This is a genomic window from Chitinophaga pendula, assembly GCF_020386615.1.
Classification (GTDB): Bacteria; Bacteroidota; Bacteroidia; order Chitinophagales; family Chitinophagaceae; genus Chitinophaga; species Chitinophaga pendula.
Genome location: NZ_CP077769.1, coordinates 527,171 through 546,136, shown reverse-complemented (window position 1 = coordinate 546,136; position 18,966 = coordinate 527,171). Strand labels below are relative to the sequence as shown.

Annotated in this window: 13 protein-coding genes; 11 read left to right on the top strand and 2 right to left on the bottom strand. The window is 47.5% G+C overall.

Translation table 11 applies throughout. From position 1 onward, the window contains the following. Nucleotides 1–375: 375 nt before the first annotated feature. Both KTO58_RS02145 and KTO58_RS02140 read left to right on the top strand, forming a co-directional pair. Complete coding sequence (locus KTO58_RS02145; protein ID WP_095840961.1) at nt 376–1,407, top strand: alkaline phosphatase D family protein; 1,032 nt, start codon at nt 376–378, stop codon at nt 1,405–1,407. Between the two features lie 122 nt (nt 1,408–1,529). After that, nucleotides 1,530–2,126: a Crp/Fnr family transcriptional regulator gene (locus KTO58_RS02140; RefSeq protein ID WP_157753244.1), complete on the top strand. Its 597-nt coding sequence runs from the start codon at nt 1,530–1,532 to the stop codon at nt 2,124–2,126. 108 nt (nt 2,127–2,234) lie between these two features. Here the strand turns inward: KTO58_RS02140 and KTO58_RS02135 are convergent, their stop codons facing one another. Continuing rightward, nucleotides 2,235–4,319, bottom strand: coding sequence for an alpha-L-fucosidase (locus KTO58_RS02135; protein WP_095840963.1), 2,085 nt, complete (start codon nt 4,317–4,319; stop codon nt 2,235–2,237). Nucleotides 4,320–4,601: 282 nt separating this feature from the next. On the opposite strand from KTO58_RS02135, the gene KTO58_RS02130 reads away from it, so the two are divergent. Beyond that, nucleotides 4,602–5,996 (top strand): Gfo/Idh/MocA family protein, encoded by a 1,395-nt coding sequence (locus KTO58_RS02130; protein WP_198315049.1) that lies wholly within the window; start codon nt 4,602–4,604, stop codon nt 5,994–5,996. Nucleotides 5,997–6,486: 490 nt separating this feature from the next. Here the strand turns inward: KTO58_RS02130 and KTO58_RS02125 are convergent, their stop codons facing one another. Next, nucleotides 6,487–7,806 (bottom strand): sugar MFS transporter, encoded by a 1,320-nt coding sequence (locus KTO58_RS02125; protein WP_095840965.1) that lies wholly within the window; start codon nt 7,804–7,806, stop codon nt 6,487–6,489. 185 nt (nt 7,807–7,991) lie between these two features. Between KTO58_RS02125 and KTO58_RS02120 the strand changes: the two genes are divergently transcribed. The 8 genes from KTO58_RS02120 (at nt 7,992) to KTO58_RS02085 (ending at nt 18,961) form a co-directional block, all read left to right on the top strand. Next, a complete protein-coding gene (locus KTO58_RS02120) occupies nt 7,992–9,419 on the top strand; it encodes an MFS transporter (RefSeq protein ID WP_095840966.1) in 1,428 nt (475 codons plus the stop codon). Beyond that, nucleotides 9,391–10,356, top strand: a complete 966-nt coding sequence (locus tag KTO58_RS02115) for an ROK family protein (RefSeq protein ID WP_095840967.1) — start codon at nt 9,391–9,393, stop codon at nt 10,354–10,356. The genes KTO58_RS02120 and KTO58_RS02115 overlap by 29 nt, the downstream gene beginning before the upstream one ends. A gap of 48 nt (nt 10,357–10,404) precedes the next feature. Beyond that, complete coding sequence (locus tag KTO58_RS02110) at nt 10,405–11,451, top strand: glycosylasparaginase (protein ID WP_095840968.1); 1,047 nt, start codon at nt 10,405–10,407, stop codon at nt 11,449–11,451. Between the two features lie 93 nt (nt 11,452–11,544). Next, nucleotides 11,545–12,351: a copper homeostasis protein CutC gene (locus KTO58_RS02105; protein ID WP_095840969.1), complete on the top strand. Its 807-nt coding sequence runs from the start codon at nt 11,545–11,547 to the stop codon at nt 12,349–12,351. A 42-nt stretch (nt 12,352–12,393) separates the two neighbouring features. After that, nucleotides 12,394–13,278: an alkaline phosphatase family protein gene (locus tag KTO58_RS02100; protein WP_157753246.1), complete on the top strand. Its 885-nt coding sequence runs from the start codon at nt 12,394–12,396 to the stop codon at nt 13,276–13,278. A gap of 86 nt (nt 13,279–13,364) precedes the next feature. Continuing rightward, nucleotides 13,365–14,147 carry an endonuclease/exonuclease/phosphatase family protein gene (locus tag KTO58_RS02095; protein ID WP_095840970.1) on the top strand — a complete coding sequence of 261 codons (783 nt, stop codon included), beginning with the start codon at nt 13,365–13,367 and terminating at the stop codon, nt 14,145–14,147. Beyond that, entirely contained in the window at nt 14,144–14,599 is a 456-nt protein-coding gene (locus KTO58_RS02090; protein ID WP_095840971.1) for a YciI family protein, read from the top strand. Before KTO58_RS02095 ends, KTO58_RS02090 begins: the two co-directional genes overlap by 4 nt. A gap of 75 nt (nt 14,600–14,674) precedes the next feature. Beyond that, the gene (locus KTO58_RS02085; protein WP_095840972.1) at nt 14,675–18,961 is read left to right on the top strand and encodes a DUF6443 domain-containing protein; all 4,287 of its coding nucleotides are present in this window, start codon (nt 14,675–14,677) and stop codon (nt 18,959–18,961) included. Nucleotides 18,962–18,966: the final 5 nt, after the last annotated feature.

Below are 18,966 nucleotides of genomic sequence, written 5' to 3'. Positions count from 1 at the left end.
TACGCCTTCTGTGAGAGAAGGGTGATATGCAGAAATGTTGGTATGGGTTGCAAAGTTTTCCAACTTCAGTTCAGCGTTAAATTGTTATAAAAAATTGCGTCTTTAGTTTGAATTATCCGCAAAGTTATAACAATATCTTTTTAAATAACCCAATTTTTTTTCATCAGATAAAATTTTGACAAATCTTTAATACCCTGCGACTAAGATGCAGGTTAATAAATTATTAAGGATACCCGGGATTTATTATATCAAAGTGTTTATGCACGGCATTTTCCGGGCTGTAAAGGGATGAGAAGCGCTATTGCCGGCCGTGAAGAATAGCGCTGAAGCATTAAATTTGGTGCTTATATATTTCTGTCTCATAAACTACTCTTGATGAATCTTAAAAAATACGGCTGGCTGGTGCTTTTATTGCCTTTTGGTTGTAAGTCGTCGCAGCAGATTGCTTACAAAGCTATCAACGCGGATAAGGCATTGACTACTATTGCCTTTGGTTCTTGTAACCGGCAAGATCAGCCTCAGCCATTGTGGGATGATATTATCGGAGACAAACCGGATCTGTGGGTATGGCTGGGAGATAATATTTATGGTGACACAGATGACATGACGGAGCTGAGAGATAAGTATAACTGGCAGAAAATGCAGACAGGTTACCGGCAGTTATTGGCGCGGGTGCCCATTGTAGGTGTGTGGGACGATCATGATTACGGCCTTAATGATGCAGGAAAGGAATATCAGCAGCGAGGTCCGAGCAGGGACCTGATGTATGAGTTCCTGCATGTACCTGCTAATTCTCCGGATCGCGCGCATGAAGGCGGTTATCAATCCTACACTTTCGGGCCTAAGGGCAGGAAGGTGAAGGTTATCCTGCTGGATGGCCGGTATTTCCGGGATCCGCTGAAAAAGGGACCTGATGGGAAGGCGAATGTCCCAGATCCGGAAGGCGACATACTCGGTGCGGCCCAGTGGCAATGGCTAGAAGAACAGCTCACCGGTTCTGATGCGCAGGTGCACCTGATCGGCTGTGGTATACAGATCTTACCGGAGGAACATCAGGTTGAAAAATGGGCTAATTTTCCGACCGCCCGTAAGCGGCTATTTGAGCTGCTGGGCAAAACGCATCCGGCCGGTACTATTTTAATCAGCGGCGACCGGCATATGGCAGAGATGTCCCGCATTTCTCTCCCAGGCTTGCCTTATCCATTATATGACATCACCAGCAGCGGACTGACCCATACCTGGTCTGCGCCAGGCGATGAACCTAATCACCTGCGGGTGGGTAAGATGGTATTCAAATTGAATTACGGATTATTAAAAATACACTGGGGAGAACAACCATTACGCGTGACGGCTTCTATAAGGGGAGATGAACGCCAGGTGTACCAGACGGAAGAGATCAGGTTATAGGAAAGGTACAGGGTACTTAAAGGATAGGCGTAGTTAAGTAAAGAATGTATACTTTCTTAAGATTTAATTAACAAATGCGCATTATCTTTAAAGCATCCTTACAACCTACAACTAATACACATATGTCTATTATTCAAGATATGGGGTTAGTACGTTATCTCAGTAGCTACTCCACACTTGATATGACTGATAAGATCAGCGAGCACTGTTACACGGAAGGGATGGCTATCTATACGCCCCCAATGAGATCGTTACACGTATATGAAGTGAAGCAGGGGTATATAAAACTGGGGAATGTTTCCGCCGAAGGTAATGAGACCACTCATGAGCTGTTGGAAGCGGGTGATCTGTTCGGGTATCTGCATGAGCATCATGAGGAGCAGGATGCATTTGCGAGAGCGTTGACGCCGGTGACGGTTCAGCGATATGACTGGCGTTTTTTCAGGCATGTGGTGGTCACTGACCCGCAGGTATCGGCCTGGTTTTATGACAAGTTGGTAGAACGCTGGAATAATGCGCGGAGTCGTCTATTCCTGATCAGCAACCACCCTCCTGCTGACCGTATACATCATTTGCAGCAGCAACTGGAAAGTAAGCAGCTTCCTGACGATCCTCCATCACGTTCTTTACTGACCCTTATCACACAACAGGATATTGCAGATCTTACTGCTACGTCCCGGCAGGCGGTAGCCCGGGTATTTAACTGCAACACTTTTTAGTGAATGTTCCGTATACCAGGTCCCTTGGGCAGGCTTTGTTCATGACTTTTGCCGATTTTTATTATCCCAGCCTTAGGACCTGGTATCCGGATCTTCGCCTTTCTCCTATCATTTAGTGATGACTTCCAGTTCGGCGACAGTAGCCCATTGTTCTTGCTCATTGGCCGGTTGCAAGGCTACCAGTTTGATATACCTGGCTGTCACTGTCTTTTGCCACTTCACTTCCTGGCGAACAGGGTTATTACGGATATTATCAAACGTTCCGGTTACGACAGGAGCGTTCCAGTTTTTACCATCCTGGCTCACATAAAAAGCATATTTGGCAAAGGTACCGCTGCCATGTGCCTGCCTGGACGGCGTGTAGGCAAATCCTTTCAATGAGCAGGTATTGCCCAGGTCAACTTGTAGTTCATGGGGATAGCCTGCTCCGGTGGCCGGGTCGCCGCTTTGCCAGAAGGTAGCTGGATCGCCATCGATGGCTTTTGCAGCATCATGTCCTTTGGTGGTACCATCTGCGGTAGCAGACCAGGTGGCCGGTGCGATATCATATAAGGCGATGCTTGTTTCGCTACTTTGGCGACCGTTGTCGATAAACGATTTGGCTTTGACGGTGCCACCGGCCGGCAACGCAAACGGTGCTTTGTATATAGTGGCGGTAGCAGTGGGTTCGCTGCCATCAGTAGTGTAACGGATAACCGGGTCCGGAGAGGTACAGGAGATGGTAACAGTACCCATACGATCTCTGCTGACAGTTGGTCTTTCCAATACTTCGGGTGCTTTGTACAGCTGAATCTCGCTGATCACGGGGCTGGCTTTGGCATCGAGGATACGTACCCTGACTTTGGCGGCAGTCAATGCCGGCAGTCTGAGGATACGTTTATGCCCGATGGTGGTTTCCCGGGCTACTTCTTTGAACGATCCATTTTCCCATACTTCTACGACGAAAGACTTGACCCGTTGTCCCAGTGGCAGGTATTCCTGCAGTACGATGCGGTTGAAGGAGACCGGGCGGGCGGTTTCCAATGTAATATCAGCCTTTGGTGCACCCTCTTTGGTAGCCCAGTAGGTATTGTTATTGCCATCGGTGAGATGTGCTGCGCTTACCTGTTTATTATTCGTACGTGTATTGGAAGCCGTAACGCTGGCACGTAAGGCGAGATTGGTCTTAAAGCTGGCATCCAGAACGCGGCGGAGTTCCATGAGCCGGGTAGAATCGTTGGCATGGATAAGGCCCCGCCTGTCGACCGGTACATTCAGGAGGAAGCTGCCGTTGCGGCCTACGGAAGCATAGTAGATATCGAGGAGTTGTGCTACACTTTTCACCTTGTCGTCTGTAGCGGCACTGTAGAACCATCCCGGGCGTATAGACACATCACATTCGGCAGGTATCCATTGTTCGCCATCTTCATTACCGGCATTGAGCACTGCCTGTGGTGGGCCGCCAGCGCCGGGGCTGAAGCCATTAACGTTGAGAGTGCTCCAGTTGGTTTTGCCAGCGATCCCATTTTCGTTGCCTACCCAACGGCAGCCAGGTCCTACATCACTGAAGATAACAGCCTGTGGTTGCAGTTTATATACCACGCTATGGAACAAGGGCCAGTCGTATACCTGTTTTTTGCCTCCCGGGCCTTCGCCGTTGGCGCCATCAAACCATTGTTCGAACACTTCTCCATAGTTGGATAATACCTCAGTGAGAGTATTGGCGAATATCTGGTTGTATTCGGGCGTACCATATTTGGGGTGGTTACGATCCCAGGGAGACAGGTATACGCCAAATTTGAGGCCATTTGCCTTACAAGCAGCGGACAGTTCGGCCAGCACATCTCCTTTGCCCTCTTTCCAGCTGCTTTCCCGTACGGTATGTGTACTGTATTTGCTGGGCCACAAGCAGAAGCCATCATGATGTTTGGCGGTGATGATGATACCTTTCATACCTGCTGCTTTAGCGGTACGCGCCCACTGTTGTGCATCAAGCTGGGAGGGATTGAATATCTTAGGATCTTCATCGCCATGTCCCCATTCTTTGTCGGTAAAGGTGTTGGGACCGAAGTGGATGAACATGTAGTATTCCAAGTCCTGCCATTGTAGTTGGGCCTTGCTGGGCAATGCGCCATACGGCTTGATATCCTGTGCCTGAGTGAGTGCGGTAGCACCTGTGAGTAAGGCAGCTAAGAGCAAGTTATTTTTTTTCATGTTTGCTGTTCTCAAATTTCCCGGGATGCTCCGGCTCCCTAATATAATGCTAAATAGGCGCCGGGCGGGAGTGTTCGTGAATATTGAGGGAAAAATAGGTAAAAAAGCAACAAGGGTGGTCGGGTGGAATGGAAGAGAAGTGATGACGAATGCTTACTGTATTACTTTCCGCTCGTCACAAAAATGTCAGAAAAAATCAAAAAGCATTGCTAAAACAACTTCTATTTAGCTAAATTTAGCGTTCCCTTATTTTACACTTATTTACTATATAGAACATAGAACATGAACAAGCCATCACTGCCACGCAGAAATTTCATCAAAAACACGGTAGCTGCCGGTGTGGGACTTTCGGTCCTGAGCTCGTCTGCCAAACTATTCGCTAACGAGAAAAAAGCCAAAGTAAGAATGGGTCTGATCGGTGTAGGAGCCCGTGGTCAGAGTCACCTGGATCTGTGTTTACGTCGTGATGACGTAGACGTGATCGCTATTGCGGATCCGGATACTAACTGGGCGGTGCCAAAATCCCGCGAAATGATCACCAAGGCTTACGGTGGTAAGAAGAAAGTAGCAGAGTATACCAATGGAAATGAGGATTATCTGAACCTGTTAAAGCGTACAGATATTGATGCCGTGATCATTGCTACTCCCTGGGAGTGGCATACGATACAAGCTGTTGCCGCAATGAAAGCCGGTAAAACTCCTGCTGTTGAAGTATGTGGAGCAACCGATATCCAGGAATGCTGGGAGCTGGTGAATACCAGTGAATCTACCGGCATACCGGTGTTTGGTATGGAGAACGTTTGTTATCGTCGTGATGTGATGGCGGTACTGAATATGGCTCGTCAGGGTTTGTTTGGTGAGATTGTACATATGCAAGGTGGTTATCAGCATGACCTGCGCGCTGTAAAGTTTAACAGCGGCAAGCAGTTATATGGCGGAGGTGTTGAATTTGGCGAAAAAGGTATGTCAGAAGCCAGATGGAGAACCAATCATTCTGTACATCGTAACGGTGACCTCTACCCTACTCACGGCTTAGGTCCTGTTTCCAATATGATCGATATTAATCGTGGTAACCGTTTGTTGTCGTTAACATCTGTAGCTACCAAATCCCGCGGGTTGCATAAATACATTGTAGATAACAGCAGTGAAAGTCATCCGAATGCGAAAGTAGAATTCAAGCTCGGTGATATCGTTACGACGCTGATCCGTACTAATAACGGAGAGACGATCATGCTGTCGCACGACACGAACCTGCCCCGTCCCTACTCTTTGAATTTCCGGGTACAAGGTACTAACGGGCTGTGGATGGATGATTTTGATTCTATCCATATTGAAGGTAAAAGCAAGCCACATAGCTGGGAGAAAGCAGGCAATGATAAAGAAGCTGATTCTTATATGGGCAAATACGATCACCCGCTGTGGAAACGCTATGCGAATGATGCAGCCGGTGCCGGCCATGGAGGAATGGACTGGTTTGTGATCAACTCTTTTGTAGAGAGTATCAAACGGAGTGCCCCATATGCGTTGGATGTATATGATCTGGCGACATGGTATGCGATCACACCACTTAGTGAGCAATCTATCATGGAAGGCGGTAACGTGCAGTATATCCCTGATTTTACACGCGGCAAGTGGATCAATCGTAAGCCGATCTTCTGCCTCAATGATCAGTATTAATCGCTTCTATTTTCCGGCAAGCAATTATTACATAATAAGGGCTGTCTCTGAGGAGGCAGCCCTTTTTGCATTAGGTAAGTATATATATTCCTGCGGAATATGTTAGTTGACGGTAAAATTAATATCACCCGCCCGTAAAGCGGGCGCAGTGAGGAGCGCCAGCACCCGACTGTGTTATATTCAAGTACATAAAACCATACTTATATGAAAATGAAATCCTTTCCAACAATGAGTCGACGGGAGTTATCCTTTATCAAAGGCGGCGGCAGCAATCAGCTTGAAATTGTCTGTTCGGTGGGACTATGCAACGCGGAGCATCCCTGCCAGGCGATCACCGGACATCGTTGTATATGTTTTCCATTTTACAACCGATGTTTTGCATTGCCTAACCCTGGTGTTTAGTAAAAGATAATAGCATCGCGCTGTGGTAACAAAAAAAGGGAAGTAGTAACTACTTCCCTTTTGTATCTGTTGATACCTTGGTTGTTATTTATTTGGCTTTGCCTACTTTATGACCCGCGAATGCGTAGTACAATATGTAGAGGTAGCAAGGCAGCATGCAATAGATGAATGCTTTACGGAAGTCCATGGTGTCGCTATAGAGGAAGCTGAATAATCCATCCTGATTAAATAATCCACTGTATATCTGCGGGAGGATCGCGCCACCGGCGATACCCATTACGAGTAAGGCGGAGCCTATCTTGGTAAACTTACCCAGCTTATCGATCGCGAGCGGGAAGATAGCAGGCCACATCAGTGCATTAGCTAATCCCAGGAGGGCGATAAAACTCACGGACGTATATCCATCTGTGAGGAAGGCGCCGGTGGTAAAGATGATGCCCAGCATCGCGGATATGCGGAGACTTTTATCCTGAGAGATATACTTAGGAATGGTGGCGATGCCTATAACGTATCCTGCCAGCATAGCCAGCAAGGTGAAGGTGGTAAAATATTTGGTCTGGTCGAGGCTCATACCCATGGATTTACCATAAGTACCGATCACATCACCTGCCATCACTTCTACGCCTACATAGAGGAAGATGCAGAGCATTCCCAGGAGGAGGTAAGGATATTGGAATATGCTGGTCCTGGAGGCAACGCCTGCAGCGGAAGGGGTATCTTCGCCATTGGTGTCGATCTCAGGAAGGGAGGAGCGTTTGATCATGAATGCCAAGAGTACGAGTACTACGGCGATGACTACATAGGGTCCTATTACTCTGGAAGCAAGGCTATCCAGTAACAGGGCTTTCTGAGCGGCATCGGTGGTAGTGGCGATCTGTGCTTCGAGGGCTTCTGCATTTTTCAGTACGATGGTGCTGAGTACCAATGGGCTGATGGCGCCTGCGACTTTATTGCAGATACCCATGATGCTGATACGTTTGGCAGCACTTTCGATGGGGCCGATGATGCTGATGTAGGGATTGGAAGCTGTTTGCAGCAGAGAGAGACCTGCTCCCTGTACAAAAAGGCCTGTAAGGAACAAGGTGAAGTTGCGTGCATTGGCGGCGGGAATAAATATCACCGATCCTGCGGCCATTACTACTAATCCCAGGGCCATTCCATTTTTAAAGCCTGTTTTATTCAGGATGAAAGAGGAAGGGATGGAAAGGAAAAAGTACGCCATGTAGAAAGCGAAGGTAACGAGGAGGGCTTGAGACACGTTCAATTCGCAAGCTATCTGGAGAAAAGGAATGAGGGTACCGTTGAGCCAGGTAACGAATCCGAATACGAAGAACAGCATTCCGATGATGGAGATAGACTGTGTGTAGCTCGCCGACTTCTGGCCGGTAAGGGTGGTGTTGTTAGACATAAGGTTGCTGCTGGGTTTGTTTTGAAATGTACGAACTTAACAAACAAATTTTACATTTCATAAATATCTTAGCTAAAACGTTTTTGCAACTAAAATAAATCAAACAAATTATCCTGGTTTTTAGAAAATGCTTAAAAATAATTTATACATTTATCCGGCAAAAATCACAGTAACTTAACACGTTTATGTCTCAGCAAACTAAGCAAGGCACTAATCCCCAGTTTTTTGTGTTGATCACAGTCTTCTTTTTCTGGGGGTTTGTAGCTGCCTCGAATGACATTCTCATTCCACTATTTAAAGAAAAATTCCACTTACAGCAATGGCAGTCCCAGTTAGTGGGTTTTGCATTTTACGTAGCTTATTTTGTGGGTTCCATTATCTATTTCATTGTCGGTAATGCACTTAAGACTGATCCGCTCAATAAAATCGGGTATAAGAATGGAATTATTTATGGGTTGATCGTTTCCGGTGTGGGAACATTGATCTTTTATCCGGCGGCGCAGATGGCCTCTTATGGTTTGTTGCTTGCGGGACTTTTTGTGGTAGGTTTAGGATTCTCTTTACAGCAGATCGCGGCTAACCCCTTTGCTATTGCGTTGGGAGATCCGGCGGATGGTGCGAAGCGTCTGAACTTTGCAGGAGGTATTAATAACTTCGGGACTACGTTGGGACCGGTGGTCGTTAGTTTTGCCATTTTTGGGGCGATCACACCGGATGCTGCTGCTAATGCGACCATTGATTCTGTAAAGGTGCCGTACCTGATCGTAGGTGCGCTTTTTATACTGGTGGCGATATTCTTTAAATTTTCCAAGTTGCCTGCCATCACCAATGATGAAAAGATGGAGAAGGGCTTTGGTGCTTTGAAGTTTCCGCAGTTGCAGCTGGGGATGCTGGCTATCTTCGTGTATGTGGGTGTGGAAGTGAGTGTGGCCTCTAACATTGGGGAGTACCTGAAACGTACGGAGAATCTGGATTCTTCGCACATTTCGCACTATGTATCCTTGTTCTGGGCTAGTATGATGATGGGTCGTTGGACAGCAGGTACCAGTGCATTAAATCCTTCACAAAGCCTTAAGAAATTACTCACGTTAATAGTACCATATATTGCTTTTGGCGTCTACCTGCTGATCAACTACCTGCGTGGCAGTGATGTGACTGACCTGCTGGTATATGCGGTATGTATCATTGCGGTGGTGATCGCCTTCTTCCTGAGTAAGGATCAACCGGCGCGTCAGTTGTTTGTATTTGCCAGCTTTGGTATACTTGCGATGCTGATCGGATTGTTCACGACCGGTAAGGTAGCGTTGTTTGCCTTTATCAGCGGAGGTTTATTTTGCTCTGTGATGTGGCCATGTATCTTCACACTGTCTACAGCGGGTCTGGGTAAGTATACCAGTCAGGGTTCAGCTTTCCTGGTGATGATGATTTTAGGAGGGGCATTGGTGCCATTATTACAAGGTTTATTAGCGGATGTACCGGCTATTGGTATACATCAGTCTTACTGGGTACCGGTATTCTGTTTTGCGTATCTCACATTTTTTGCCATCAGAGTTAAAAACATATTAAAATCCCAAGGAATTGATTATGAGTCAGCAATTAGCGGTGGGCATTGATATAGGCGGCACTAACACCGTGTTTGGTATTGTAGACCGCAGAGGAAATATTATCAGCGATGGAGCTATGTCGACCAAGAAGCATGAAGAAGTGACTTCTTATTTAGCGGAGCTGCATGAGAGATTATCTCCTTTGATAGACCGTGCCGGCGGAGCTGCACAGATCCGGGGCATTGGTGTGGGAGCACCTAACGGTAATTTCTACACTGGTAATATTGAGTATGCGCCAAATCTGCGTTGGAAAGGCGTAGTGCCTTTGGCCAATATGCTGGAGGAATTATTCGGTCTTCCTACTGTATTGACCAATGATGCCAATGCGGCAGCGATCGGTGAATTGACCTATGGTGCGGCACGCGGCATGAAGGATTTTATCACGATTACACTGGGTACCGGTGTTGGCAGTGGTATTGTGGCTAACGGTCAGGTGATCTATGGTCATGATGGCTTTGCTGGCGAGCTGGGGCATTGTATTGTGATCCCTGGTGGCAGGCTGCATCCGGGAACGGGTATGCGTGGTTCTCTGGAGTCTTACGCATCTGCTACCGGTGTAACCAATACAGCGATCGAGTTACTAAGCAGCCGTCCGGATGATGGCAGCCTGTTGCGTGCTGTTAAGCTGGAAGAGATCAACTCCAAGGTGATCTATGAAGCGGCGATGAAAGGTGATCCTTTGGCGCTGGAGATCTATGAATTCACCGGGAAGGTACTGGGAGAGGCGTTGGCTAACTTCGTGATGTTCTCCAGTCCGGAAGCGATTATTCTTTTTGGTGGTCTGACCAAAGCTGGTGATCTGATCATGAAGCCGGTACGTCAGCATATGGAGCAAAATTTATTACCTATTTTCCAGAATAAAGTTAAATTGCTGTTCTCCGAGCTGAAAGAAAGTGATGCGGCCATATTGGGTGCCAGTGCCCTGGCCTGGGAGATGAAAGATTGATCATTACTGGGTACATGATAATACCCGGTCAACAATAGCGCAAGCATTATGCAAGATCGTAGACATTTTCTTAAAGCAGCGGCCCTGGGTGCCGCTGCTTTCTCTTTAGACGGTATGAAGACCGCATCGGCAGTGGCAGCAGATCAGACCGCCGTGAAAGGTAAACCTATTGTGATCTCCACCTGGGATTTCGGCAGGGCGGCCAATGAAGCTGCCTGGCAGGTATTGAAACAAGGAGGCCGTGCATTGGATGCGGTAGAAGCCGGTGTGAAGGTGCCGGAAGCGGACCCTAAGAACCATACGGTGGGGTATGGCGGTTTTCCAGACAGGGATGGGCGCGTGACGCTGGATGCCTGTATCATGGATGAATCCGGCAACTGTGGCTCAGTAGCAGCTTTGGAACATGTAGTACACGCCATTTCTGTAGCCAGAGCGGTAATGGAAAAAACACCGCATGTGATGCTGGTGGGTGACGGTGCTTTACAGTTTGCGCTTGCCAACGGTTTTAAGAAAGAGAATTTACTAACACCTGAATCGGAAAAGGCCTGGAAAGAATGGCTGAAAAAGTCGGAGTATAAGCCTGTTATCAACATTGAGAACAGTTCTTACGATAAGGGAACTACAGCGTTCAATCCGCTGCGGCTGCCCGGCAATGTGTATAATCATGACACTATCGGGATGCTGGCATTGGATGCCAATGGTAATATGAGTGGCGCCTGTACCACAAGCGGTATGGCTTTCAAATTGCACGGCCGCGTGGGGGATTCTCCCATCATCGGTGCGGGACTGTATGTGGATAACGAAGTAGGTGGGGCTACTTCAACAGGTGTAGGTGAAGAGGTGATACGTGTAGTAGGTAGTTTCCTGGTTGTAGAATTAATGCGGCAGGGATATTCTCCGGAAGCTGCCTGTAAAGAAGCAGTGACCCGTATTGTCAAAAAGAATCCCAAGAAAGCAAAGGAAATACAGATTGGCTTCCTGGCGCTGAATAAAAAAGGGGAACACGGGGCTTACTGTCTTCAGGAAGGATTTAGTTATGCAGCCTGCACCAGCGATTCCAGTAATATATTGATCAACGGTAAACATTACTTTTAATCTATGTAATTTTACGAAGCGAATACTTTTGAAAAGATCTTATACAGACAGGCACAGGAATATTTTCTGTGCCTCTTTTATTCCCAATAATATATGGAACAGTTAGACAATCATTACACCAACACACCCACTGAAAAAAAAATCACTTTAGAGATCTGTGCTGCTTCTGTAGCTTCGTGTATTGCAGCAGAAGCCGGTGGTGCGCAGCGTATCGAGCTGTGCGACAACCTGCTGGAAGGAGGTACTACCCCTTCCTATGGAACTATTGCTTTAGCCCGTGAAAAAGTCAAGATAGACCTCTACCCTATTATTCGTCCGAGAGGCGGTGATTTCCTGTATAGCGAGGAAGAGTTTGAGGTGATGAAAAAGGACGTATTGCTTTGCAAACAATTGGGGTGCAATGGCGTCGTAATAGGTATGCTGACCGCTACAGGACGTGTGGATAAAGAACGTTGTAAAACACTTGTTGAGTTGGCCTGGCCGATGGGTGTTACTTTTCACCGGGCCTTTGATATGACGGATGATCCTTTCCGGGCACTGGAAGATATTATTGAGATCGGCTGTGAACGGATCCTTACCTCGGGACAGCGTAACACTGCCGTAGAAGGGGCTGCCTTGTTAAGAGTGCTGGTACAGAAAGCCGATAACCGTATTGCGATCATGGCCGGCTCAGGTGTACGCACTCATAATATTGCGGAACTCGTAAAAACTACTGGAGCCTTGGAATTCCATACAACCGCCAAAGCATTTGAAGAAAGCCACATGACGTTTAGAAATCCTGCTGTCAGCATGGGTGGTGTTCCGGGTGTACCGGAGTATGGCATTGCGGTGACGCAGGCACAGGAAGTATTATTAATTCGTGAACTGGCACAGCAAGCCTTGACTGAGAATATTGTATAGCCTATATTTACTTTTTTCTACTTAGGCTAAACAGTGAAATCAATGAAAAAATTACTTTTAGTGGCTGTTTTACTTACGGCGCACTACTTTTCCTCTGCACAGGTAAAAGGCGTTAAACACGTCATTTTGATCGGTATGGACGGGCTGGGCGCCTATGCTATCCAGCGGGCAGATAATCCTAATATGAAGCAGCTAATGAAGGATGGCAGCTGGTCGCTGGAAGCCCGTAGTGTGCTTCCTTCATCCAGTGCGGTGAACTGGGCATCCATGGTAATGGGAGCCGGTCCTGAGTTGCACGGTTTTACGGAATGGGGTAGTAAAAAACCGGAGGCTGTTTCCCGGGAGCTGGACCGTTATGGCTTGTTCCCTTCGATTTATACTTTGCTGCGGGAACAGCGGCCATCGGCAGAGATAGGTGTCATCTACAGCTGGGAAGGCATCGGTTACCTGTTTCCCAAAGCGGCGGTGAACAAAGACCTTCACTGTACCAGTGACAGCGCGACTGCTGCCGAGGCGATTGCTTACCTGCAAAACAAAAAACCTGACCTGCTTTTTATACATTTCGACCAACCCGACGGAGTAGGACATGAACAAGGCCACGATATCCCTGTCTATTACGAGCAGGTGCATAAAAATGACATCCTCTTAGGTAAAATACTGCAAGGGATCAAAGATGCGGGCATGTGGGACAACAGCATTATCATACTCAGTGCGGATCACGGCGGCATCAATAAAGGACATGGCGGTAAGACGATGGCGGAGATGCAGATACCCTGGATCATCCGTGGAAAGGGTATATCGAAAGGAAAAGAGATCAAAGAAAGTATTGTAACTTACGATACGGCTGCTACCATAGCCTGGATATTCGGGCTGCGTACACCACGTGCGTGGGTGGGCCGGCCAGTGAAAGAAGCATTTGAAAAATAGTTCGTAGTTTTCCGGCTGGTAGTATCTCCCCGGAGAAGCTACCAGCTGGAAACAATATATCCGGAATAACGCTAAAAGAATGAACTATGAAACGCTGCCTACAATTCCTTACCATCTCCTCTCTCCTCTTAACAGTTTTCTCTGTGCACGCACAGCATCTTAAAGTGCTGACATATAACATTCACCACGGTGAAAACATGAAAGGACAGGTGGATATCCAGGGTATTGCCAATGTGATATTGGCTACCAATCCCGACCTGGTGGCGTTACAGGAAGTTGACAGCGTGACTAACCGTACGCATAAATCTGACCAATTAAAAGAATTGGCAGCTATCACCGGTATGTATACCTATTTTGCTAAAGCCATGGACTACGATGGCGGCGGTTATGGTAATGGTATCCTCTCCCGGTTGCCGATCAAAAGCAGCTATACCCTGCCACTACCTGGTACTGCAGGTAATGAACCGAGGGTAGCAGGTGTGATCACACTGCAATTACCCGGCGACAGTTTACTCCAATTCATTGCCACTCACCTGGATGCAAGCAATAACAGTAATGACCGCATAGAGCAGGTAAAAGCCCTGTTGCAATATTGTCAGAAAAGTAAAAATAATACCATCCTGGCAGGAGATCTTAATGCAATACCGGCATCCAAGGAAATGGCTCTATTAAGATCGGTTTTTGCGGATGCTACACAGATCTTAGGTCATACTCATCCGGCAGATACGCCTACCGTCAAACTTGATTATATTTGGTTACACCCCGCACATCGATGGACAGTGATCGCTCCCAAAGTAATAGAAGAAACAGTGGCCTCTGATCATCGTCCAGTGGTATGCGAACTGGATATTAAATCAACATTACCATGAAATATATCCTGCTTTTTTTCGTATCCCTCTGCTCCTTATATGCCGCTGCGCAAAGCACTAATCCCCACTATGATAGAGCGTTGGCAGACAGCCTGGGTGCAGATACCTATGGGATGAAAAAGTATTTCCTGGTTATATTGAAAACCGGTAGTAATAATACGACAGACAAAACGCAGCTGAACACTCTTTTTCGCGGACATATGGATAACATCAACCGGCTGGCAAAAGCTGGGCAGCTTATTGTTGCCGGACCGCTAGGAAAGAACCCTCAACAATACAGAGGCATCTTTATCATCGCTATTAAAACACGTGAGGAACTGGATCGGGCGTTGCAGTCCGACCCAGCTATTAAAGCAGGTGTATTTGACACAGAGGTGTATGACTGGTATGGCTCTGCTGCGTTGCCTAAATACCTGGAATTTCATGAGAAGATTGAGAAAGAAAAACATTGAGTATTTAAACCCTATAAGAAATCGTATATTTATATCATGTAGTAACAATTAACCTATTTTCGTACAACCCCATTTATGAAACTTATTATACTACCCCTTACCCTAGTATGCTGCATGCTATGCGCGTTTTCCATCCATGCACAACAACCGAATGGCAGTGTACAGCCTGCCGCAAGTGCACAGGCTTTACCCGCCCCGTATACCAATACCAGTATTAACTATATCCGTACCTGGGAGCCATCGGTGCCCATGACAGACCCTGCTGCTGTAGCCGGGAGTACAAACGTGCGGCAGGTAAAACAGAACACCCAGTATTTCGACGGGCTGGGACGACCTTTGCAGACGGTGAGTAAAGCCATGGGTACAGGCGGTAAGGACATCGTGGCGCCGGTAGTGTACGATGCTTTCGGCCGGGAGCAGTTTAAGTACCTGCCTTATGTATCGCCGGCCAGCGATGGCAAGTTCAAGGCCAATCCCTTTACCGAGCAATCCACCTTTATGGGCGGCTACTATCCGGGAGAATCCGTTTACTATGGCGAGACGGAATTCGAGGCATCTCCGCTGAACCGGGTGATGAAAAGTTATGCGCCGGGTAACAGCTGGGCGCGTACGGGCGGCAACCGGCCGGCAGGTACGGAATACCTGGTGAATACCGCTGCCGATGCAGTAACGATCTGGGATATGCCGTTGAATGGCGCTGTACCTTCCCGGGTGGGTGCATACCCTGCGGGAGAGCTGTACAAGAATGTAGTCAAGGACGAACATGGGAAAAGTGTCGTGGAGTTCAAAGACAAGCAGGACCGGGTGATCCTGAAGAAAGTGCAGTTGTTGGATAATGCCGTAGATGGACATGCGGGCTGGCTCTGTACTTACTACGTGTATGATGATCTCAATAACCTGCGTTTCGTATTGCCGCCGAAGGCAGTAGAATCGCTGATCGCTAGCAACTGGGCGTTTGCGGCCGGGGTAGCGAATGAATTATGTTTTCAGTATAAATACGATGGCCGTCGCCGGATGATCGAAAAGCGGGTACCCGGCGTGACAGCGCCTACTGAGCTGGTGTATGATGTGCGTGACCGGTTAATCTTCAGTAGAGATGGTAATCTGGCAACTGCCGGTAAGTGGCTGGTGACGTTTTACGACGGACTGAACCGCCCTACCATGACGGCTTTTTATACCAGCACGGATGCCCGGGATGCCTTGCAGACCGGCATGAATGCCGCGGTGTCCAATACGACCACTGTTACTTACGATTTCCCGGTGCCGGGTATGCTGACGGTGAGCCAGCATGATAATCGCCTGAAATACCAGGCTTCTCAGCATATAGACTTTATGGATGGTTTTGATACCAACAGTACCGATACGGAGGGCGAGATTGTTCCCGGCGGTAAAGTAGGTACGACTATACTGACTGTGACCAATCCATTACCTACCCTGGATGCCAGCAAAGTCGATCCGCTGACCTATACTTTTTACGATAACTATGATTACACCGGTGCTCATGCACTGCGTACTGCTGACCTGAGCAAACCACAGAGCAGCGATCCTGCCCGCGAGGTAGCTACGGCTGCCAGCAGCATGATCCGCGGGCTGGTAACCGGTACTAAAGTGCGCGTACTGGGTACCACCCAATGGCTGACCACCACTTCTCACTATGACGACAAAGGCCGCGTGATCCAGGCTATCGCCGATAATGTGAATGGCAACCAGGATGTGGTGAGCACATTGTATGGATTTAACGGTCAGATACTCAGTACTTACCAGTATCATAACAATGCGAAGAGTGTCCCTACTACCAGTACGCGCATACTGACGGTGCTGGACTATGACGATGCCGGCAGATTACTCACGGTGCGTAAACAGATCAATGATCAGCCGCTAAAGGTGATTGCCACCAACGAGTATGACGCCATGGGTCAGCTGCAAACCAAAACCCTGGGAAATAAGCTAGAGACACTGAACTATGCCTACAATATCCGTGGCTGGCTGAAAGGGATCAACAAAAACTATATCACCGCCAACGAAACACATTTCTTCGGTACGGAGTTGTACTATGACTACGGTTATACTGCCAGCCAGTACAATGGCAATATCGCCGGTGCTACCTGGCGGAGTGCCGGAGATGGACAACGCCGCTCTTATGGCTATAGCTATGATGCAGCCAATCGCCTGCTGAAAGCGGACTTCACCGAAGGGAATGGCAGCACCTGGGCGACCGGCGCAAAAAACTTCAGCATGCAGATGGGGGATGGTGTCAATCCTACTTCCGCCTACGATGCGAACGGTAATATCAAAGCCATGACCCAGCAGGGTCTGAAAGGCACCAGCAGTGTCCCGATCGACCAGCTGACGTATGAATATTTAGCGAACAGTAATAAGCTGAAAGGTGTGACCGATGCGGTGAATGATCCTACTTCCACACTGGGAGACTTTAAGGAGATCAACGGCACCGGTACGAACGACTATGCCTACGACAGCAACGGCAACCTGACCCAGGATGGCAACAAAGGCATCGCTGCTAATGGGATTGTCTATAATCACCTAAACCTGCCGGCGCAGATCACCGTAGCCGGCAAAGGCACTATCTCCTACCTGTATGATGCCGCAGGCGTCAAACTGCGTAAGACGGTGGTAGATAATACCGGTGGCTCGCCTAAAACGACCATTACCGACTATATCGGTGGATTCGTCTACCAGAATGATACCTTACAGTTCTTCGGCCACGAAGAAGGTCGGGTACGCTGGGTTGCCGGTGGTCCGGTATTCGACTATTTCCTGAAAGACCACCTGGGCAACACCCGCATGGTGCTGACCGAACAGACGGACTTCTCCATGTACGCCGCTACGATGGAATCATCCAACGCAGCGAAAGAGAATGCGCTATTCAGCAACATCGAAGAGACGCGTAGTCCTAAGCCGGTGGGTTATCCATCCGGACAGGATCAAAACGAATTCACGGCCAAACTGAACGCCCAAAGCGGTGGCAAAAAGATCGGCCCGTCTCTGGTACTGAAAGTAATGGCTGGCGACACTATCCAGCTCAGCGCGCAGGCGTTCTATAAATCTCAAGGACCTTCCAATAACAAAGTAGCCACCCCGGTAGAAGATATGGTGGCCGACCTGGCCGCTGCCTTCAGCACCAGCACGCAGGAATCCTCGATACATGGCAATGCGCAGCAGGGAGGCAGCAGTCCGTTTACCAGCAACTTCTACAGCAATGATTACCAACGTCTGAAAGAACGCGACCAGGACCCGAATCAGCCCGACAAACCTAAAGCCTACCTGAACTTTGTATTGTTCGATGAGCAGTTTAACTTAGTAGAAGATAACAGCGGGGTGAAACAGGTGAAGGCCGAACCGGACCAGTTGCAGCAGTTAGCGGTTGACAAAACGGTCATGAGCAAGAGTGGTTACCTATATGTGTATACCTCGAACGAAAGCCAGCAGGATGTGTTCTTTGATAATGTAATGGTTGGTAGAGCAGCAGGACCTATCCTGGAGGAGACGCATTATTATCCTTTTGGGCTGACGATGGCGGGGATAAGTAATAAGGCTATTGGACCCTTAGAGAATAGATACAAATACAACGGGATAGAGCATACAACCGACTTAGAAATAAATCAATATGACGCCTTTCATAGAACTCTTGATCCTCAAATAGGTAGATGGCGACAGATTGATCCCAAACCTAACAATGCCTTATCTCCTTATAATGCAATGGAAAATAACCCTATTCGGAATATGGATTTCTTGGGAGATACCATTATTCTTAACAATAGAGGTGATATTATATCTAATAATGAGGTCGGTACCAGTGTTTACATCCATCATTTTAAAGAAGGCACGAATAATTACATAGGAGAAATAGGAGGAAAGATAGAGGCGGGTGAAATATATAGTAATCTTTTAAGCAGAAATATTAAGGAAGCAAAAGGCATAGTAAACCCCTTTACTTTTAAAAATAAGGTAAGGAATAAAGGTGAATGGGATTATAAAAATCAAAAGGGCTCAATATTTGGTTTAGCTAACGATGGTAAGACTAAATTTTCATTTGAAGGGAAAGAAATGGAGTCACAGGACATAGGTAATCATCATTTTGGAGCAGTTGCAAAAGCTGCATTAGGTGGTTTGTTAACAGAAACACAAATGCTGGAGCGCGCAGGGGAGGCGCAAATTGATGATCGCACCTCTCAACCTGAGTGGCAAATAAAAATACAAATTTTGGAAACAATACCGAGTGATGGACTTGGCCCCGCTTCTTATCAAAAAGTTCAGAAATTATTACCTCCATATGGAGATGATCCACGTGATCAGAATTGGATAAAAGCAGGGTTCGAATATTTTAAAAAGCATAATAAGTGACAATT